General features: G+C 68.4%; 19 protein-coding genes and 1 tRNA gene. 6 read left to right on the top strand and 14 right to left on the bottom strand.

Going from position 1 to position 19,541, the window contains the following annotated elements; all coding sequences use genetic code 11:
* Window positions 1–194: 194 nt before the first annotated feature.
* The 5 genes from L2C96_RS07090 to L2C96_RS07070 all read right to left on the bottom strand — a co-directional run bounded on the left by L2C96_RS07090 (window position 195) and on the right by L2C96_RS07070 (window position 7,279).
* Window positions 195–2,705: a serine/threonine-protein kinase gene (locus L2C96_RS07090; protein WP_020418288.1), complete on the bottom strand. Its 2,511-nt coding sequence runs from the start codon at window positions 2,703–2,705 to the stop codon at window positions 195–197.
* 13 nt (window positions 2,706–2,718) lie between these two features.
* Entirely contained in the window at window positions 2,719–3,675 is a 957-nt protein-coding gene (locus tag L2C96_RS07085) for a glutamate ABC transporter substrate-binding protein (RefSeq protein WP_020418289.1), read from the bottom strand.
* Entirely contained in the window at window positions 3,675–5,066 is a 1,392-nt protein-coding gene (locus tag L2C96_RS07080; protein WP_237335609.1) for a GlnX family signal transduction membrane protein, read from the bottom strand. Before L2C96_RS07080 ends, L2C96_RS07085 begins: the two co-directional genes overlap by 1 nt.
* Window positions 5,067–5,227: 161 nt before the next feature.
* Window positions 5,228–5,431 (bottom strand): cold-shock protein, encoded by a 204-nt coding sequence (locus L2C96_RS07075; RefSeq protein WP_017985575.1) that lies wholly within the window; start codon window positions 5,429–5,431, stop codon window positions 5,228–5,230.
* Window positions 5,432–5,614: 183 nt separating this feature from the next.
* Window positions 5,615–7,279 carry a thiamine pyrophosphate-binding protein gene (locus tag L2C96_RS07070; protein WP_425550236.1) on the bottom strand — a complete coding sequence of 555 codons (1,665 nt, stop codon included), beginning with the start codon at window positions 7,277–7,279 and terminating at the stop codon, window positions 5,615–5,617.
* A gap of 99 nt (window positions 7,280–7,378) precedes the next feature.
* Here L2C96_RS07070 and L2C96_RS07065 point away from each other — a divergent pair, with 99 nt between their 5' ends.
* From L2C96_RS07065 to L2C96_RS07055, 3 genes are all read left to right on the top strand, one after another.
* Window positions 7,379–7,786 (top strand): acyl-CoA thioesterase, encoded by a 408-nt coding sequence (locus L2C96_RS07065; protein ID WP_020418292.1) that lies wholly within the window; start codon window positions 7,379–7,381, stop codon window positions 7,784–7,786.
* Window positions 7,787–8,249: 463 nt separating this feature from the next.
* Window positions 8,250–8,615: a hypothetical protein gene (locus L2C96_RS07060; RefSeq protein ID WP_017985578.1), complete on the top strand. Its 366-nt coding sequence runs from the start codon at window positions 8,250–8,252 to the stop codon at window positions 8,613–8,615.
* Window positions 8,608–9,024 carry a hypothetical protein gene (locus tag L2C96_RS07055; protein ID WP_039791501.1) on the top strand — a complete coding sequence of 139 codons (417 nt, stop codon included), beginning with the start codon at window positions 8,608–8,610 and terminating at the stop codon, window positions 9,022–9,024. Before L2C96_RS07060 ends, L2C96_RS07055 begins: the two co-directional genes overlap by 8 nt.
* Here the strand turns inward: L2C96_RS07055 and L2C96_RS07050 are convergent.
* The gene (locus L2C96_RS07050; protein WP_237335608.1) at window positions 9,021–9,359 is read right to left on the bottom strand and encodes a P-II family nitrogen regulator; all 339 of its coding nucleotides are present in this window, start codon (window positions 9,357–9,359) and stop codon (window positions 9,021–9,023) included. The two genes, L2C96_RS07055 and L2C96_RS07050, sit on opposite strands and share 4 nt — an antisense overlap.
* A gap of 112 nt (window positions 9,360–9,471) precedes the next feature.
* On the opposite strand from L2C96_RS07050, the gene L2C96_RS07045 reads away from it, so the two are divergent.
* Window positions 9,472–9,544: transfer RNA gene (locus L2C96_RS07045), tRNA-Lys, on the top strand.
* A 43-nt stretch (window positions 9,545–9,587) separates the two neighbouring features.
* Here L2C96_RS07045 and L2C96_RS07040 read toward each other — a convergent pair.
* The 7 genes from L2C96_RS07040 to L2C96_RS07010 all read right to left on the bottom strand — a co-directional run bounded on the left by L2C96_RS07040 (window position 9,588) and on the right by L2C96_RS07010 (window position 15,798).
* Window positions 9,588–10,778, bottom strand: coding sequence for a tyrosine-type recombinase/integrase (locus tag L2C96_RS07040; RefSeq protein ID WP_237335607.1), 1,191 nt, complete (start codon window positions 10,776–10,778; stop codon window positions 9,588–9,590).
* Window positions 10,778–10,975 carry a helix-turn-helix transcriptional regulator gene (locus L2C96_RS07035; protein WP_237335606.1) on the bottom strand — a complete coding sequence of 66 codons (198 nt, stop codon included), beginning with the start codon at window positions 10,973–10,975 and terminating at the stop codon, window positions 10,778–10,780. Before L2C96_RS07035 ends, L2C96_RS07040 begins: the two co-directional genes overlap by 1 nt.
* A gap of 16 nt (window positions 10,976–10,991) precedes the next feature.
* Window positions 10,992–12,578, bottom strand: coding sequence for a replication initiator (locus tag L2C96_RS07030; RefSeq protein WP_237335645.1), 1,587 nt, complete (start codon window positions 12,576–12,578; stop codon window positions 10,992–10,994).
* Between the two features lie 17 nt (window positions 12,579–12,595).
* On the bottom strand, window positions 12,596–12,985 hold the full coding sequence (locus L2C96_RS07025; RefSeq protein WP_237335605.1) for a hypothetical protein: 390 nt from the start codon (window positions 12,983–12,985) through the stop codon (window positions 12,596–12,598).
* Window positions 12,982–14,511, bottom strand: coding sequence for an FtsK/SpoIIIE domain-containing protein (locus tag L2C96_RS07020; RefSeq protein WP_237335604.1), 1,530 nt, complete (start codon window positions 14,509–14,511; stop codon window positions 12,982–12,984). The genes L2C96_RS07025 and L2C96_RS07020 overlap by 4 nt, the downstream gene beginning before the upstream one ends.
* A 538-nt stretch (window positions 14,512–15,049) precedes the next feature.
* The gene (locus L2C96_RS07015; protein ID WP_372491173.1) at window positions 15,050–15,346 is read right to left on the bottom strand and encodes a winged helix-turn-helix domain-containing protein; all 297 of its coding nucleotides are present in this window, start codon (window positions 15,344–15,346) and stop codon (window positions 15,050–15,052) included.
* Window positions 15,343–15,798 (bottom strand): hypothetical protein, encoded by a 456-nt coding sequence (locus L2C96_RS07010; RefSeq protein ID WP_027933484.1) that lies wholly within the window; start codon window positions 15,796–15,798, stop codon window positions 15,343–15,345. Before L2C96_RS07010 ends, L2C96_RS07015 begins: the two co-directional genes overlap by 4 nt.
* 149 nt (window positions 15,799–15,947) lie before the next feature.
* On the opposite strand from L2C96_RS07010, the gene L2C96_RS07005 reads away from it, so the two are divergent.
* The gene (locus L2C96_RS07005; RefSeq protein WP_237335603.1) at window positions 15,948–16,772 is read left to right on the top strand and encodes a hypothetical protein; all 825 of its coding nucleotides are present in this window, start codon (window positions 15,948–15,950) and stop codon (window positions 16,770–16,772) included.
* Between the two features lie 34 nt (window positions 16,773–16,806).
* Window positions 16,807–17,574, top strand: a complete 768-nt coding sequence (locus tag L2C96_RS07000; RefSeq protein WP_237335602.1) for a hypothetical protein — start codon at window positions 16,807–16,809, stop codon at window positions 17,572–17,574.
* Here L2C96_RS07000 and L2C96_RS06995 read toward each other — a convergent pair.
* Complete coding sequence (locus tag L2C96_RS06995) at window positions 17,554–19,320, bottom strand: DUF6119 family protein (RefSeq protein ID WP_272882125.1); 1,767 nt, start codon at window positions 19,318–19,320, stop codon at window positions 17,554–17,556. The two genes, L2C96_RS07000 and L2C96_RS06995, sit on opposite strands and share 21 nt — an antisense overlap.
* Window positions 19,321–19,541 lie beyond the last annotated feature (221 nt).

The raw sequence follows: 19,541 nt of genomic DNA, 5'->3' as shown, positions 1-19,541 counted from the left end.
AGCGGCAAGTCTGCCGTTGCGGGCGGCGTATTGGCCGCCCGGGCGGCTGGTTGACCGTTTTCGGGTGGCAGTGGCGCCCCGGGCAGCGAGTTGGCCGCTCCCGGTGGCGTGTTCGCGCTTGCCGGTGGCCAGTCGGCCACCCCGGGGTGGCGAGCTGGCTGGGTGGGCGTGTCAGCTGGTGGGCGGTGGCCGGGTCAGGTGAGCGTGCGCGGGCGCACCGAGTTGGCCCGGTCGACCAGCTCGATCCGCTCGCCCGCCGTGTGGGCCAGTCGCGCCAGTGTGCGGTAGCAGCGTTCCAGTCCGAAGCGGATGTCCCGTTCGGACAGTTCGCAGCCCAGCACCTTCGCGCTGGTGCGGTATCCCGGCGGTGCGCCCTGCACGTACGTGAACGCCGCTTCCAGCACCTCCGCCGAGATGCGCGTCCGCCGCTCGGCGTCCAGGCGCAACTGCTCCAGCTTCACGCCCGCGTCGACCAGATCCGCCTCGCTGACCGAGGTGTTCGGCCCGCTCGCCCGGGTCTTGATCTTGATGGCCGCCACCTGCGCCGCCACGTAGTGCGTCGACGTCGAGGGCACCGACTCCAGCACCTCGATCGCGCCCGCCCGCGCGCCCTGCGCCAGGTACACCCGCGCCAGCCCGAACGCCGCGCTCACGTACGCCCGGTCGGTGCGCCACACCTGCTCGTACAACCGCGCCGCGGTGAAGTAGTCGCCGATGCCCTCCGCGCTGACCGCCAGCGCGAGCTTGGGCGCGATTTCGCCGGGCAGGTCGTCGTACACGGTCTCGAACGCGACGTTCGCCACCCGCGGCCGCCCGCCGGCGAGCTCGATCAGCCCGCGGTGCCAGTCGATGCGCCAGTCGTGCGGGTACCCGGCCCGGATGGCCAGGTACTGCGCCGCCTGCAGCTGGCGGTTCGCCTCGGCCAGCTCGCCCAGCTCGATGCGCGCGCGGACGATCCGCAGCCGCACCTCGATCGAGTCCGGCGGCGCCCCGGCGAGCGCGTCGATCGCGGCGCGGGGGTCGAGCGCCGTCGTCGTCGCCAGCACACCGGCCGCCGGGTCGTCGGTGTCGACCTGCGGGATCGGCAGGCCGGACACGACCTCGACGGCGTCCGGCAGCGGCACCGTCCAGCCCGCCTCCGGCACCACCAGGTCCACGCCGAACGTGTTGGTTTCCGGACCGAACACAGTGGACACCGCGGGCCGCGGTTTCCCGGTGCCCATCGAGATGATCTCGCGCAGCACACCGGCGAGCTGGTCGGCCATCTCCTCCGCGGAGAGGAACCGGCGGTCCGGGTCCGGGTGCGTGGCCCGCTTGAGGAACCGGTAGTACGAGCCGAACAGCTTGAACAGCGGGATCTCGTCCGGCGTCGGCAGCCCGGCCTTGTACTTCGTGGTGTAGCCGTTGAACTCGAAGCTCAGCACGGCCAGCGTGCGGCCGACGGTGTAGAGGTCCGACGCGATCGACGCGCCGTGCGTGGTCAGCTCCGGCGCGCTGTAGCCGGTGGTGAAGAACAGCGGGCTGGTGTAGTCGTCGATCCGCCGCACCGCGCCCATGTCGATCAGCTTCAGCTGCTCGTGCGTCTGGATCACGTTGTCCGGCTTGAGGTCGCAGTACAGCAGCCCCTGGCTGTGCAGGTACCCCAGCGCGGGCAGGATCTCCAGGCCGTACGCGATGACCTGCGCGATCGGCAGCGGCTCCGGCCGCCCGGCGGCGCGCTGGTGCGCGAGCGCGAGCTGCCGCAGCGACTGGCCGCCGATGTACTCCATCACGATGTAGCCGATGGCGTGCCCGGTGCGCGCGTCCGGGTGCTGCACGAAGTTGTAGATCTTGACGATGTTCGGGTGCTCGACCTCGGCCAGGAACCGCGTCTCGTTCACCGCCGCCGCGACGGCCGTCGGGTCGCCGGTGTCGATCAGTCCTTTGAGGACGACCCAGCGGTCGTTGACGTTGCGGTCCTTGGCGAGATAGATCCAGCCGAGCCCGCCGTAGGCGATCGCGCCGAGCACCTCGTACTGCCCGCCGACCAGGTCGCCCGGCTGCAGCGTGGGCAGGAACGAGTAGGCGGTGCCGCACTTCTCGCACACGCCCTCCGGCCCGGCCGAGCCCCGGCCGACCTTCGCCGAGCAGTTGCCGCAGTACCGCTTCTCCTCCGACACCACCGGGTTCGTGAGGACGGCCGACGCCGGGTCGCGGTAGGGCACCGGCGGCACCTCGACCAGGCCCGCCCCGAGACGACCGCGCCGGGTCCGCCGCCCGGTGCGCCGCGAGGTGCCCGGGAACGCGCCCGTGCCGGTGCCCGCTCCGGTGCCCGGCCCGGTGCCGGGCTGGCTGCCCGACCCGGTGTGCCCGCTGGACCGCTCGGGCAGCACGCTGTCGGTGCCCGGGTCCGGCAGCACGGCCGGGCCGCTCGGCTCCGGCGGCGGCGCGGGCGGCCGGATCATCTCGGTCATCGGCGCAGGCGAGGCGAGCACGCTGGTGAGCTGCACGTCGTCCGGCTGCACGGGTTCCGCGGGCGGGCGGACCGGCTCGATGATCTGCGTCTCGGCTGCCGAGGGCACCGGTTCGCCGATCGGCGTCGGCCGGGCGCCGCTCAGCTCGTCGGCAGGCCTGTGCCACCCGGTGCCGGGCTCGTCGGCGAGCGAACCCGTGATCGGCCGGTCGTCCGGGCGCGCGTGGCGCGGTCGACGCTCCTCTTCGGACACTGTGGACACCCCCTCAGCGGTAGGACACGGACGGCGGCGAACCCGGTCCGAGCGCCGGCTCGATCCAGTACTTGTACGTGTTCTGCCACGCGCTGCCGTTGCGGACGTTCTCCAGCACGGCGTTGACGAACCGGACCATGTCGTCCTGGCCCAGCGGGATGCCGACGCCGTAGAACTCGCGCGTGAACGGCTCGCCGACGACCTCCAGGTTGGGGTCCTGCCGCGCCATGCCCGCGAGGATCACGTCGTCGGTGGAGATGGCGTCGACCTGGCCCTGCTGGATCAGCACCAGGCAGTCCGACCAGTTGTTCACCGACACCGGCACCGGGCGCGACGGCGCGGTGCTGATCGTCGACAGCGAGGTCGAGTTCTTCGCCGCGCACACCCGCTTGCCGCCGAGGTCCTGCAGGCCGCGGATGCCGGAGTTCTTCGCCGCCAGCACCGCCTGCCCGGCCTGGTAGTAGGGCGCGGAGAACGCGACGTCCTTCATCCGGGTGCAGGTGATGCTGTAGGTCCGGACGACGATGTCGACCTGGTGGTCCTTCAGCACGTCCTCGCGCGCCGACGACGGGATGGCCACCCACTGGATGTGCCCCTCCCAGCGGCCGAAGATCGACGCCGCGATCTGCTTGACGATCTCGATGTCGAAGCCCTCCAGGTTGCCGCTGGAGGGGTTGAGGAAGCCGAACAGGAAGTTGGTCTGGTCGACACCGGCGATCAGGCGGCCGCGGTCGCGGATCTTGTCCATCGTGGACCCGGACGGGATCGAGCCGTTCGGCGAGAGGCTGCGCGTGTCGCAGTTGTTGTCCGCGCCGCTGCCGCTGCCCGTGTCCCCGCCGCCGACCCCGGCGGGCAGCGGCGCCTGCACGTCACCGACCGGCGCCGGGTCGGCCGGCGTCCCGGCGCTGCCGCAACCCGCGGCCAGCAGCGCGACGGCCGCCACGAGTGCGGCCACCTTCCCCCGAGCCATCAGCGGTACTCCCTCAGCCTGTCCCTGATCCCCATCGTGGCGCCGGCCGCGGCGACCACCGCGAGCACCGCGAAGCCGGGCGCGAGCAGCGTCAGCGCACGGTCACCGCCGCGCGTGTCGTCGAGGAACGCCTGCCTGCCGTGCCCGATCGCGGCGACCAGCGCGTCGTCGAGGTTGGCGAACGTCGTGGCCGCGCCGCCCTGCACCGACGAGTCGACCGCGAGCTTCACGGCGTCGGAGTAGGCGCCGTCGACGTCCTTGGCGCGGATCTCCTGGTGCGTGTTCAGCCACCGCTCCGCGCTGTCCGCCGCGCCCTGCACCTCGCGGGCCATGTCGCCGGTGGCGAACCCGCGTGCCTCGTTCAGCAGGCCGGTGACCTGCGGCGCGAGCCTGTTGAAGTCCTGTTCGTACGTTCCGCCGTCCCCGCGCGCGACCAGGGTCAGCATCTCGTTCGCCCTGGCCTGCAGCGCCGCGATGCGGGCGCGGACCAGCACGTCGACCTGGTGGCTGCCGTCCTCGTCGCCACTGCTGACCAGGACGCTCTGCACGGTCACCGCGACGCCGCCCCAGAGCAGCGCGAGCACCGTCGCGGCGGTGGCGATCACGAGCCCCACGTTCAGCACGCGGTTGGTCTTGCGGGTCAGGTACACCTGGGTCGTGATCAGCGCCGCGAGCAGGGCGAGCACGAGGAACGTGGTGATCCACGGGAAGCTGCTGGCGTCGTCCTGCTCCTCGGCCAGCCGGTCCGTGTCGATGTGGTACAGGTCCTGCGCGGCGGGCAGGATCGTGGTGCGCATGAGGCTGGAGGCCTCGAGCAGGTAGGACGAGCCGACCGGGAAGCCCTGCCGCTTGTTCGCGCGGGCGGTCTCCACCAGGCCGGTGTAGACGGGCAGCTGGCGGGTCAGGATCTCGACCTGCGCCGCGGCCTCGGGCACGCCTGCCGAGTCGGACGCGGCCTTCGCCAGCGCGACGCCGGCGCGCGCGATCGCGGTGTCGTACCGCTGGCGCAGCGACGGTGGTTCGACGCCGATCGCCAGGAACGCGCTCGCCGCGGTCGCGTCGGCGTCCGACAGCGAGCGGTAGACCTCCTGCGAGGCCGCGGCCAGCGGCTCGCGGTGGTCGATGAGGTCGTTGATCGTGTTCTTGCGCTCCTGCAGCGTGATCGTCGCGACCACGCCGGTGACCAGCGCCAGCACGACGAGCCCGACCGCGATCACCGTCAGGCGGCCCGGTGTGGTGCGGGCCGAGCGCGCGATCCCGCGAACCGCGGCGCCGGGCAGCTCGAACAGGCCGGCCAGGCCTCCGCGCGGGGCGTTCGGGGGCGCGGCGGGTTCCGGCACTCCACCGCCGGGGCCACCGGGCACGGCAGGCCGCGTCGCGGTAGCAGTCATCGGTTCCACCCCTCGCCCTCGAACCACACCCGCATGAAGGTACCGGACGGCGCGATCTTCCGGACCGAGGTCGCCGGGATTGCGCACACCGGTTCGAAGGGCTGGAAAACGAAGGCAGCCCCCGCCTCACGAAGAGGTGGGGGCTGCCGTTCGAAGTCGAATCAGAGGACGTTGACCCCGGTCGCCTGCGGGCCCTTCTGGCCCTGGCCGATCTCGAACTCAACCCGCTGGTTCTCCTCCAGGGTGCGGAAGCCGCGGCCCTGGATCTCCGAGTAGTGGACGAAGACGTCGCCGCCGCCATCGTCGGGAGTGATGAAGCCGAACCCCTTCTCGGAGTTGAACCACTTCACGGTGCCCTGAGCCATGAAAAAATCTCCATATACTGCAAACAAAACGGCACACCGCTCCGGTGCGCCGGGTCAATGACGGATCGGTTTGCCTCCCCGAGTGGGGAACCACTACGCCCGCCAAATCTTGCGAGCGTGCCTGAACACGAACACAAAATCTTCGAAGACCGACACCAGTAGATCACAGATCCGTCGCGAACGCTAGGTCTTGCGTGACCGCTGGAACAGCGCGGACAGCCGGGTGTCCGGATCGATCACGTCCGGATCGGTCCGCACGTCGATCACGCTCGGCCGCTGGTGCTGCAGCGCCCGCCGCATAGTCGGCTCCAGCTGCTCGGGCGATTCGATCGTGTAACCGGCCGCGCCGAACGAGCGCGCCCAGGCCGCGAAGTCCACCGCTGTGAGCGACACCCCGTCCAGCCGGCCGTGCTTGGCCGCCTGGTGCATGGCGACGTCGGCGTACAGGCCGTTCTGGAACACCACGACGAGGATCGGCGCCCGGTACCGCACCGCCGTCTCCAGCTCCTGCCCGGTCATCATGGCCGCGGCGTCCGAAATCACAGCGACGACCGTGCGCTTCGGGGCGGCCAGCTTCGCGCCGAGCGCCGCGGGCACGGCGTAGCCCCGCACGCCGTCCGGCGGCTCGATCTGGGTGTGCGGCTCGGTGAAGCACCAGTACCGGTGCACGAACCGGGCAGTCTTGTCCGAGTCCGCGGCCACCACGGTGTCCTCGGGCGCCACCTTGCGCAGCACCCGCACCACGTCCGCGGGGTGCACCAGCGGGTGGTCCGGGCTGGTGCGCGGCGGGGTCATGTGCGTGTGCGTGGCCGCGTTGGCCGCCGAGCTGCGCCGCGACCTGGCGACGCCGACCGCGACCAGCTGCCGCAGGAACGGGCCGACCTCGCAGTCGATCCGGAACGTCAGGCCGCGCCGGTGCGTGGCGGGCAGGCCGGGGCCGATCACCACGAGGGTCTGCGCGGGCAGCGGGTACCGGTTGTTCTGCGTGGTCACGTCGTCGAGGCGGGTGCCGATGGCCAGCACCACGTCGGCCCGTTCCAGCGCGTCGAGCTGCCCCGGCGGGATGCCCACACCGAGGTGGCCCGCGTAGCGCGCGTGGTTCTCCGGGAAGCTGTCCTGGCGGCGGAACGCGGTGTAGACGGCCAGGCCGAGCTGCTCGGCGGCGGCGATCAGGTCCTTGCGCGCGCTGCGCCCGATGCCGCCGGCGATCACCACCGGGTAGCGCGAGTCGGCCAGCAGAGCGGCGACCTCGTGCGCGGACCGCAGCACCGCGCCGGTGTCGTCCGGGCGCTGCTCCGGCTCCGGGATCGTGCCGTCGAACGGCGCGACCCAGAAGTCCGCGGGCACCGCCAGGATCGCCGGCCCCTTGCGCCCCTCGCGCGCGGCGCGGGCCGCCTGCGCGGCGAGCACCGGCACCTGCGCGGCCGTCTCGGCGCGGCCGGTCCACTTCGCGAACCGGCCGAACAACGTCAGCGGGTCCAGCTCGGCGAGGCCGTCCTGGATGCCGGGACCGGCCAGCCGGACGCTCGCGCGGTCCTCGACCAGCACGACCATCGGCGAACCGTCCTGGTAGGCCGAGCGCACGGCGACCAGGAAGTCCGCGATGCCCGGGCCGGGGCCGCCGAGCAGCAGCGCCGGGACCTCCCGCAGCTTGCCCTCGGCCTCCGCCATGAACGCGGCGCCGGTGTCCTGGCGCGCTGTGACCAACGCCATCAGCGGCTCGAACCGGAGGGCGTCGAGCAGTTCCAGGAACGCGTCACCGGCCACGGTGTAGGCACGCCGGATCCCGGCGTCGACCAGCACGCGGACCGTGATCTCGGCGACGGTCCATCCCTCTTGGTACCCGATGGGAAGAGGTTCCCAGCGCGGCGCTACTCCGGTCAAGTGATCTTGAGATTCCCTACGAGTGAACGATCACCCCAGAGTAGAGGCCCTAAGCTTCCGGCCGTGACCTCGTACCCGCACTGGCAGCAGGTTCCCACCCGCTGGAAGGACAACGACGTGTACGGGCACGTCAACAACGTCGTCCACTACGCGCTGATGGACACGGTCATCAACACCTACCTCATCGAGCGCGGCGGGCTCGACATCCACGACGGCGGCGTGATCGGCCTGTGCGTGGAGTCGCACTGCAACTACCACGCCTCGGTCGCGTTCCCCGAGGTGCTGTCGATCGGCCTGCGGGTCGCGCACCTCGGCCGCAGCAGCGTGCGCTACGAGATCGGGATCTTCCGGTCGGACCGGGGCGAGCCGGTCGCCGAGGGTCACTTCGTGCACGTGTTCGTGGACCGCGAGACCAGGCGCCCGGTGCCCGTCGAGGGAAAGCTGCGGGAGTCGCTGGAGGCGCTCGCCTGACACGGGCAGGCGCGCTGCGGGCAGCGGCCCGGCGGCCCCAGGCCCGGTGTCCGGTCCGTGGCCATGGCGAAGATCGTCGTGAATATCCGTTCCGGGTTTCCGCGCCAGTTCAACTGGAAGATCACCCGATCCCCCTCGATCGCTACCACTGCCCTGCCCAGGTGCCATGGTCCCTCGCGGACGGCGGCCTGCCGCACCGCCGAACCGGCGGCGTGGAAAGAGTTTCGGGTTCACGGACGGTGAGCCCCGTGGACTTTCCACCACCCGTTTGCCGCGTATTTCCCGGGGTCCGGCCCCTCTGCACAGGTCACGGCGGTATCGGCGGAGCGGCCGCGGTACGGCCATCCGGGTGGACGGGAAACCGGTGGGTGATTTTCCGCTGGCCCAGCTCCTCTCAGCTGGTGGCGCGCGCCACGCGGCTAAGCTGCGACCGGTAATGGCGTTCGACGGTGGGTGAGGACCGGTGATCACTGGGTTCGGCGTGGCCGTCGCGGTGAGCGCGGCGCTGGTCGCCGTGTGGGCCTTCGTCGCCGCCGCGCGGGGCCGGGAGCCGGGGCGCGCGCTGCTGGTGGCGCTCGGGGTGGTCGAGGTCCTGCTCGTCGCGCAGCTGGTCGTCGGGGTCGTGCTGCTGATCGGCGGCGACCGGCCCGGGAGCATGGTCACGTACCTGGCCTACCTCGTGGGGTCGCTGGTGATCCTGCCGGTCGGGGCGGCGTGGGCGCTGGCCGAGCGGAGCCGGTCGAGCACGGTCATCCTGGGCGTCGCGTGCCTGGCGATTCCGGTGATGGTCGAGCGGATTCACCAGATTTGGAGTGCCGGGCATGGCTGAGCCTTCGGAGCAGGGGACGCGGCGCACCACCGCGACCGGGCCGGGCCGGATCCTGGTCGCGGTGTACGGGATCTTCGCGCTGGCCGCGACGTCCCGCGCGGCGGTGCAGATCTCGACGAAGTGGCACGAGGCGCCGCTGGCCTACACGCTGTCCGCGCTGGCCGCGGTGATCTACATCGTGGCGACGGTGGCACTGGCCCGCCGCGGCGAGGGTTCGTTCCGCCTGGCCGTGGCGGCGATCGGGATCGAGCTGCTCGGCGTGCTGGTGGTCGGGACGCTGAGCGTGTTCGACCAGGAGGCCTTCCCGGACGCCACGGTGTGGTCCGGTTACGGCGAGGGGTACCTCTTCATCCCGCTGGTGCTGCCGGTGATCGGCCTGCTCTGGCTGCGGCGCACGGCTCGCCGCTAGATGGCGTCGGAGCCGCGCTCGCCGGTCCGGACGCGGACGACGGTGTCCACGGGGGTCACCCAAACCTTGCCGTCGCCGATCCGCCCGGTCCGGCAAGCCCCGACGACCGCCTCGATCGCGCGTTCCACGAGTTCGTCGTCGAGCAGCACTTCGACGCGGAGCTTCTGCACGAAGTCGACCTGGTACTCGGCGCCGCGGTAGACCTCGCGGTGCCCCTTCTGCCTGCCGTAGCCCTGCACCTCGGTCACGGTCATGCCGAGAACCGCGAGCCGCTCGAGCGCCTGCCGAACGTCGTCGAGAACGAACGGCCGCACGACGGCGGTCAGCAGCTTCACGCGGTGTGCTCCTTCTTCCCGGGCGTGCGGCCACACTAGAAGCTCTCCCGGCGACGGTGAGGGCACCACCCCGGGCCGAAGTGGTGGGCGATGGTCGCTAAGCTGAGCTCACGGGGCGTTAGCTCAATTGGTAGAGCTGCGGACTTTTAATCCGTAGGTTCTGGGTTCGAGCCCCAGGCGCCCCACTCTTTCGCCTGGTCAGCGTGGTTGCGGGGCGCCGTGACAAGATCATCTCCCCGCTTTATCCCCACTTTTGCCCGTGGACGGGTTATCCAGGAGCCCTTCCAGGGCGGCCGCCGTCGCGGGGTTGACCGACTTCCGGCCGAGGTAGACGTCCTGGGTCATGGACACCCGCGCGTGCCCGAGGTGATCGGCGATGAGCCGGGTCGGCACGTCCGCGTCGTCGAGGGCGGTCGCCGTCGTCTTGCGGAATGTGTGCGAGGTGACCCATAGGAACTCCTCACGACCCCGCGTCTGCCGGATCACCCGGAGCACGTTGCTCGGGTCCCGGAGGCCGCCGCTGGTGCTGGCGAAGACCGGACTCGCCATCGGCCGGGCTTCCGCGTTCCACCGCTCCTTCAACATCTCCAGCGCCCACGACGGCAGCGGCAGGACCCGCTCACTCTTCTTCGTCTTGGGCCGAGGCTTGCGGTAGAGGCCCTTGCCCTTGACCCGGACGACCGTATGGGCGACGTCGACCGTGCCTGCCTCGAAGTCGATGTCCTCCCAGAACACGCCCAGCGCCTCCCCGATCCGGACGCCGGTCGCCATCATGAACTTGGACAGGTCGGGCAGGTCCCAGCGAACGGCTTTCTCGTTCTTCTCCAGTTGGGCCAGCCACTCGGCCCGCTCGTCGGCGTCCAGCGCCCGCGGCTGCTTCGTCTGGCCGGCCGAGATCCGCCGCGTGTCCCTGGTCGGGTTGCTGGTGATCGCGTCGTACCGCGCGGCCAAGCCGAGCATGCCGGACAGCACAGTCCGAGCGGTCTTCGCCGAAGACGAGCCGACGTTGCTGAGCAGGGCTGCCAAGAACCGGTCGATGCGTGCCACAGTCGCCTCCCGGATCCGCAGCTCTCCCAGGCCCGGGAGGACGTGGCGGTCCAAGATGGAGCCGTAAGTGGTCGCCGTGTTCGGCGACTTCTCCCCCTGCTCCACCTCGTCCTCCACCTGCTGCATCCAGATCACCGCCAGGTCCTTCAACTTGGTTTCGCGCGTGACCTCCCCGCTCGTCGATCCCGTCCACTCGCGGATGGCGTTTCGCAGCCGTTGAGCCGCCTTGCCCTGCGTCTTACCCGTCCGCTCCACGGGCCGCGTCTTGCCGTCGAAGTCGCGGAACTGGGTGCGTGCCCGCCATCCCCCGCCGGGAAGCGCCGAGTACCGAATCTTCCCGTACGTGCCGATCTCCAGAGGTGGGCGAGGCATCACGCCACCTCGTCCGCGAGCCCGTCGACCCAGGCCTTCACGTCCTCGGGCCGGTAGCGGAGGTACTTCCCCACTCGCCGCCCGGCGGGGCCGTAGCCCTTGCTGCGCCACTGGTACAGCGTCGCCACCGGGATGCCCAGGTACTCGGACACGTCGTCGACGGTCCAGAGACGGCCGATCTTGCTCACGTTCTCCATGTCAGACCCCCTCTGATCAGGCAGCTTGCGGAATTGCCGAAGTTTCTGGAACGCCTGGTGGTGGCCCTGCGGCGAGTAGTGCGCGGTCGTACTCGGCTTTCCAGGTGATCCGTTCCGCGATGGCCCGCATGAGCAGGTGGGCGCGGGGTGGTGCGTCTCGGTCGCCGGGTTGGACTTTGCGCCAGATCAGCCGCGAGGTGTCTTCCTCGGGTTTGACGATGCCGACGTTCGCGAGCATGTCCCGCACGAACGCCTTCCGGTCCGCCTTGTGGTCGGCCAGGGACTTGCCCGACCACTTCCGGGAGACCAGGACCCGCCGGCCGGGGAGCCCGAGCGTGGTCCTGCGGTGCGCCCTGCCCTTGCAGTGCCCCGGAGTGGTCTTGCTGGTCGCGCCGAGTGGCTGGATGCCGTAGAGCAGCCAGACCGCGCAGCGGGGCGAACACGGGGTGATGGCGAGTTCGGCGTGGAGTCGGTCGTGGTGTTCCCGCTGCCGGGCGCTCGTGGCTTCGACCACTTCGCCGGTGGACTTGGTGAGGTATTTGGTCAGGTAGCCGATGTGGCGTCCGGCTTCTTCGGTGCCGCCGAGGATGCCTTTGGAGTGCACCTGCCGCCCGAAGGTCACCACGTGGGCGGGTTCTTCGACCTCTTCCACCACCTCCTCCCACGGCGTCAACGGCTCGTGCTTCTCCGGATCGACAAACCCCTTCGCCCGGGCATCCCAGACCGGCAGCCGATCCCCGCCGTAGATGGGCTCGTCATGGGGCGGCCACCAGACCTGGTGGTAGGTGGCCTCGGTGACCTGCCGCAGCACCTCATGCGGAATCGACCCCCGCAACGCCGCGTGCAGGTGCGGGGCGGTGCGCTTCTGGGGTTCGACTGTCGCGAAGTACTGCACATCCCAGCCCACGACCCGGCGGAGGTTCTGCCACCACCGATCCACCAGCGAGGCAAAGTGCACCGCATCCCGCGCCGCCCGCCTGTAGTCGTAGCTCGCCATGTCGACCGGCGTCCCGTCCTCTCGCACCCGGCCGTAGGTGTCGCAGGTCAGCGTCACGAACATCGACGGCCGGAACTTGCCCGCGTACTCCCGGCCCACTGTCGTTTTGGCGACCTTCTTCCGCGGCAGGTTGGGCGCGTCCTGCCGCCGTTTCGTCGACCGCTTCACCGGCCGCTTGCCCGGCAGATCCGGCGAGGGCAAGCGGCCGCGCATGCCGAGTTGCCGAAGTTCCTCATCGACCCCGCGGATCTCCTCCCGCAACTCGTCGGCCTGGCCTTCCTCCCCGTGCTCGACCGCCTCCCGGTATCGCGCCACCAAATCGGCGCGAAACTCCATCAGCTCCTTCTGCTCAGCCGTGGGCGGGGCCGGGGTGAAGTCGGGTTCCTCGGTGAGGTGCCAGCCCTCCCGGCACTGCGCCATCCGCAACGCCTTCGCCTTCTTCGCGCACGGCGCGCAGACACTCTCCACGGTCGAGCCGCACGGCACGGCTACGTAGCGGAGCTCGCCGGTGTCGGGGTCGCCGACCTCCATCGTGAACGGCCGCACGCACACCCCGTGCTTCTCCGCCGTGGCCTTCATAACCTCCGCCGAGAGCGGCAGCCGCATCCGCTCAGCACGAGTGCTCACGCAGCCACCTCCCGCCGAGCCCAGCCGTGCAGGGTGGCCAGTTCCACGTCCTGTTCCACCCCGCGCGGCAGGTCCGGGAACACCGCCCGCTCGTACCGGACAGCGCCCCAGACGTGCACCGGAACTCCGGTGGCCATCCGGCCCACGGCGGTCAGGCACACCGACTGCCCGTTGCCGATCCGCTTCCCGGTCACGGTCACGCCGTCGAGCGTGCGAGCCCAGGCCAACAGCGCGGAGGCGAGCCCGTCCACACCGACCTCGTGCAGGTGCACTGCCACGGGCTCCCGCCAGGTCGTGCACTCCACCGACACCGGCGAGGGCACCGCATGCCGGACGAGGTGATCCCGCAGCGCGTCGAGGTAGGGCACCACGTCATGGCTGGTCATGCCGCCGCACCCCCGATCGAAGCAATGCGGCCGGTGACGAACGCTTCCAGGGCCTTCACGGTGTCGTCGGGCACCCACCCGGCCCGGACACGGAGGGGTTCGCGCAGTCCTTCGCCCCAGACGTAGCCGACGCCGGCCTCGGTCTCGGCAATCCGGTTCGCCCACGCACCCCGCTCGTACGCCTGGTCACCAAGAACCATCCCGACGTGCGACTTCGAGGTCACCCGCAGGCAGATACGGCGGGGGAACAACTCCCGCACCGGAACCGTGTCCTTCGTCGGCTCCTGCACATACCCGCGCACCGTGAAGCCCAGAGCTCGGCCCTGCGTGGTCAGCAGCGCGACGCGTTCCACGATCTGCTCCCGCGTCTTGCGGTCGGTGTACTTGGTCAGGGCGCCGATCTCGTCGAACTCGACCAGCTCAAGCGGGTTCTCGGCGCTGATCGGCACGTTCCGGACCCGCCCGGCGAACTCGGCCTTGCGGGCATCCATCGCGGCCACCAGCTCGTCCAGGACTTCGAGCGCGTCCTTGGGCGTGACCGCGTAGCGGTGGAAGATTCCGCGCCCGTAGGCCAGCTCCATGCCCTTCGGGTCGATGCCCGAGACCCGCACCAGCCCATCCCGGAGCGCCGGGGCGATCGACACCAGCGGACACCACATCATCGAGTTCTTCCCGGCACCGCTGGCCCCGGCGACGAGGGTGTGACTTCCGGAGCCGTGCAGCGGGACGTGCCAGTCCTGCCCGTACTCGGTGCGCCCGGACCACACCCGCCGCAGATCCACCGCCCGCTCCCCGATCTCCGGGCACGGCACGGGCGCGGCGAGCAGATTGCGACGCTGGAAGTCGATCGACACCACGTTCGGCGCAATCTCCCGCACCTGACAACGCGACACCTTCCGAGCCGAGGCCAGCGCCCGAGCGGCGTCGTCGAAGTCCTCCGGCTTCTGCCCCGGCACCAACCGGACCTGAACCTCATCCCAGGACGGCCCGGAGCGCACCCGCTTCACCTTCGGGACACGCACCCCGGCCGACCGCTGCTCGCGGGACACCTTCTTGCGCCCCACCAACGTCACCGTCACGTCAACGGGGATCGCGTCGTCCTTCACGCTCAGACCGCAGGCGTGCAGCCACTCCGGCAGCTTGGGCATGTAGATCGCCCACTTCTGCCACCACGTCCGCAGCACCCGCCCCGCCCACTGGTCGTAGGACACCAGGTGGAACCACCGCCAGGACACCAGGCCCGACGCCACCACGGTCAGGGTGACGACCAGCGAGAGCCAGCCGAGCCAGTAGCACCAGGCCGCCACCGCGACCACGGTGAGGCTGGTGCGCGGATGCATCACGATCTGCGCGAGGACCCAGAACAGGCCCTTGCACAGCCACCACAACGCCAGGAACACCACCGCAGCAGCGGCCAGCGCTTCCGCGAGGCCGGCCAGGGCCTTGCCCAGCTTGTGCAGCACCCACACGACCACGGCCAGGGCGCCACTGCCGAGCAGGAGAACTCCGAGGGTGTGCGCGTCCATCAGCGGCCACCCCCAGACGGAATGTCCAGGGGCAGCCGCCCCGCGCCCGTAGCGCACTCAGTGTCCCCCGGTGCCAAACGGGCGAACTTGCGGCACGCACTGCACCGCGCCGGGACGCGGTCTCTTGACGCTGGTTGTGTACGGTTGTCTATGGTCTTCAACGTCTGCTCCGTCAGGTGTGGACAGCGCAGAAGCGGGAAAGGTTGGTAGCCAGGTACCGCTTCTGCGCCTAACAACTCGGGACGTGAATCAGGGCGCACGACATCGCCGCACGAACCCTTCGCGCGTTGGCTTTCGTCCTATCCGGACTCAGAGGCCTTCAGTCGACTTCCGTTGGCAGGCCTTACAGACAAGCACTTTGTCTCGCATCACTCGTTGCCGTCCTCCGCAGATCCAGCACCGACGCCGGATGAACCAGCGGCGTCGGGAGCGCGGTAGCCTCGGCGACACCACCATCACCTCCCCTCGTGGTCGTGGGTGGGATGGGCACGGGGACGAGCGGGACGGTCACACTCCTTCACTCGTCCCCGTGCCGGGTTCAGGAACTCCGCCGGTCCGTCACGAACGTGCCCTTGGACGGAATCGTGATCACCAGGCCGCGCTTGCGCAGGATCTCGATCGCGTGCCGGGCGGTGCCGAGCGAGACGCCGTACTCCTTGGCGAACTCCCGCTCGCTCGCCAGCGGCGTGTGCGGAGGCAGCTCCCCCGCCTCGATCCGCGCCGCCACGTGGTTCGCAACGTTCTCGTACATGTAGCCCGGCGGACCCGGCTGCTCGTTCAGCCGAAACCTGGGCGGCTTGGTGTCGTGGCAGGTCATCGTGACCACATCCGTCACGCGGCCTTGGCCGACTCAGCCGGCCCGCCCTGCGACTTGCCCCGGCCGCCACCCGCGTTGACCGCCTTGAACCCGGACGCCCGGAACACGTACGACTGGTACTTGAACTCACCGTTGCCAGCCACACGCGGCTCCGCGGTCAAGCCCTCCAGCTCGACCGGGCGCATCCCCGGCAGCACCTCACCCGTGGTCGGCACCGGCTGCACATCAGCCAGCAACGTCACCTCGAACGACGCCCGCTTCGCGTTCGGCTCCGACGGGTCGGTCACCGTGACCTTCCACTGCCGCTTACCGGTGATCTCGTCCACCCGCTGCCGAGCCGGACGACCCGCCGCCCGGTCCTCCCGCGACTGGTACTCGTTGTCCGGCGACACCTCGCCCACCATCACCAAACCCTGCGGAAACGCCTCATCGAACTCGACCGGGAACCGGTGCCCCCTGCTGATCGCCATCTCTTCGAACTCCTCGTGTCGTGGCCCTCTCGGCCGGTTTAGGCCCCTAAACACCCGCTCCATAGTGCGCCCTGGCGTGTCTAGGGGGTCTAAACAGCAATGTACCGGCCCCTGACGGGAGGCGTCAAGGGGGTCTAAACTCCGCGCTTGTGAGCACCGAGGACTTCGACAGCGTCCGGCGCGACCCCGACCCGATCCGGCGGGGCAAGCGCGCAACCGAGCTGCTCACGACCTACCAGCAACGAGCGACCGAGCTGGCGCGGCTCCGGAAGGCCGCGATTGAGGAAGCGCACCGTGAGCTGGGCATGAGCTACACCGAGATCGCCGGAGCGCTCGGCATCACCAAGGGCCGGATCACCCAGATCCGCAGCACCGCACCGGCCGCCGAGCGAGCGTTCTTCGGCGTCGGCCCGGTGAGCATCGGCGTGCCGTACCGGTACCAGACGACCGACCGCGAACGCCCGCTGATCGCCGCCGAGGACGCCGAGACCGCCAACCAGCTCGAAGCCCTGTTGACCGCGCTCTCCCTCGCCACCTCCCGCTACCAGATCGAGCCCGACCGGACCGAGCCGCCGGCCGGAGACACGATCGTTGTCTGCGGCCCGAAGTCCGCTCCCATCGGCGCTGACCTGCTCTCCCGTGACCCCGCCTTGGCCATGATCGAGGACGGCGGCCGGTGGTGGATCGAGCAGCCCGAGGACGGCACGCGGATCGGTTCGCCTTCCGACGAGCCCACGCCGCAGCCGGCCGACGTGGCGTATGTGGCCCGGCACATGATCGACAACCGTGTGATCATCCACATCGCGGGTATCCACGGCATCGGATCACTCGGCGCGACGCACTACCTCCGAGCGCATCTCGCCGACGTGTTCCGGCAGGTCGGACAGCAGCCGATGTCGCTGGTCGTGCGAGCGACCTACGACGGGCTCACCATCACCGACAGCGAACTTGCCACAGGACCCTACGTTTGGTGAACACATGCGAGTCACAACCGCGCAGCTCCCGCCCATGGAGGAGAGCGCCGACAAGATCTTCGTGACCCCGCACGCCGTCATCCTCCTCGACGGCGCATCCGCCTTCGTCCCGGTGCCCGTCCCAGCCTCCGCCTACGCCGACTACCTCGGCCGCTTCCTGGCGGACGCCCTAACCGCAGACCCGGCCGCCGACCTGCAAGAGATCCTGGCCGAGGGCATCAAAGCAACCGCGGCCCACTACGACCTTCGAGCAGGGGAGTCCCCATCGAGCACGGTCACGATCGCCCGCGAACGCGACGAGCACCTTGACCTGCTGCTTCTCGGTGACAACACGGTGGTCCTCCCCGGCGGCGAAATCCTCACGGACGACCGAATCGACCGCCTGGACCTCGAACCCCGCCGCAAGTACCGCGAACGCCTCGCCGCCGGCCACGGCTTCGACGACGAACACAAAGCCCTGCTCCGCGAGCTACAGACTCAGCAGGCCCAACACCGGAACCGCGCCGGTGGCTACTGGATCGCCGAAACAGACCCAGCTGCCGCGGAACATGCCTATCAGTTCTTAAGGATGACCAGTGGCACGCCGTGGGCCGTACTAGCGACCGACGGCACCTTCAACACAGCAAAGCATCTCCATATCGTTGACAGCTTGGTAGACCCGAACGTCGATACGTCGTTCCTTCGGGAAATTCTCCGTCGCTGTCAATCATGGGAAGAGGTGGGGGACCCAAATGGCCGCAACCTCCCTCGCGCAAAACTACACGACGACAAGGCGGTTGCTCTAATTCGATTCATCCACTAAGGGTGCATCGGTCACAATTTCGTCGCTTTCTTCAATGAATGCGATCTGCAACTCCATCCCTCCGAGGCTGTCAATTCTGTCGGCACATCGACTCAAGCTCACTTGAGAGAACGTGAAGAGATCGCCGGGAGAAGCCCCTTTGCCCGCGAATGCGATGACTACGACAGAGGGCCGGTAATCGGCGGGGAGTTTGCGTCGGCCACCGCTGACACTTTCGACCTTTGCGCGAAACTTCTCTAAGGCGTCAGGCTGCCGCCGAAGCGCTTCGGCAGAGTTCATCGCTTGGTTGAATAGGTGGCTCGCTGCCACGGAGTCGTCCAAACGTTTGACATGAACTAAATATCCTTCGGGGCTCAACAGGTCGCATGCCTCAAATCCGCCTGGATGCTGCGCGGTGTAAACGAGCTTTCTGTCGAGGGATACGAAGCCGCTCACACTTCCCATTACGTGATCGTTGTACACGCGCTCATTCGCCCAACCGATGTATTCTGCACCATCGGACTTCTTTTGTTTAATCTGTTTCGGCCATGCGCGGAGAGATACACTGGATTTGTTAGAAAATATGCGCTCAACCTTGGCCTTGAGCATGTCGAGGTACGCGCCACCCACGTTATACCATCTGCCCCTATGTAGCACGTAGCGCTGCTCCCCGAAGTCAAGCTGATAGGTTAGCCATCGATCACCAGGAATCTCTCTAGTCATTGGCGTGCCACCTTCAGCCCTAGCTTGAACCTTGATAGAGCGTAAGCGGCGCAAGCGCAGATCCGGCTCAAGCTCATCGAGGATCTCCAGGAAACAGTCCAGTTCCAGTTCATCGAACTCTCTTGGACGACCGGCACCGGTGTTCGACATTCGATACTTCGAAACCTCCCCTGGCTCTTCGTCGAACTCCGCCGGCCACGAGAGTGCCAGCCCACTACCTCCAATGCACAGGTCGTTGGCCAGTTGTTGCTCAAGTAGTTCAATCTTCGGATTCCCTGGGCGAAGTGGTTGTGTATTCTCTAAATGTTTCAACTCTTCACGCGGGGCGCTTTTCTCAACAATCGAATCAATCAGCTTCAAGTCTGCGATCAATTCCGAAGGAGACTTGGCCAAAGGGATTCCAAGGGAGTCGGCACCTCTGACTGTTATCTTCTTCGGGCTACCTGCAATCGTCTTGTCGCCAACCTTGATGGACGAAGGCTTGACGTAACACGAAAGACCTTCGGAGCTTACTTGACCAACGAATCGACTTACTATCTCCCCGATCTCTTCCAGCCCGAAAGACCCGAGTGGCGCACCACCGATGACGGACGTCCTTGAAGTTCTCGGAACAGTGTCGATCGAATGCGAGGTCAACGAACGTACGTCATCCGGGTCAGCCTTGCGTAGTGCGAATCTCAGCCCGAACCCATCATCGATATGAGTGCTGTTGATGAGAAGATGACCCATACTCCATGATATGCAGTAAGCATGGTCATCACTCTTGTCGATTCTTAGCAGAAGAAGACCGGCGGACGTTTGATTCCTAACCGAGAACTGGAAAGATGTAACAGAGACCGCATGTTTTGTCCACGCCGGCTCATCGTTAGGAATTTCGCCGTAAACAAATAAGCCATCGATTCCTGCTATATTGACTGTTTCGGTAGAAAACCTGTTTTCGCCCTCCAGGTACTTCTTCTGAATCCCAAGCACAAGGTCTTGATCCGACTTGAGTGTGAGTCGATATAGGGAGGCCTTCGCGGCCTTTGACGGCGGTCGTGGCATCAACGTCTCCGATCTCTCCGCCCTACTACTTCGCGTAAGCGATCAGATACGCATCATGCCTGCATGATCTGTTACCCAAGGGACAGCCATCCGTGATCAGGGTGTCGTTGCCGAATTTGGCTCTATGGGATCAAGGCGGCGCGCAAGCGCGCCGCGCGACCGCTCGGCCTGCCGCTCCGCTTCGGCCGGCGGTCGCCGACGCTGTGGACTCTTTGTCCCAC

Origin of the sequence: Amycolatopsis tucumanensis (assembly GCF_021654135.1) — a bacterium.
GTDB classification, from domain to species: domain Bacteria; phylum Actinomycetota; class Actinomycetes; order Mycobacteriales; family Pseudonocardiaceae; genus Amycolatopsis_E; species Amycolatopsis_E tucumanensis.
Note: the sequence above shows the minus strand (reverse complement) of the source record. Positions and strands in the feature narration are given on the sequence as shown.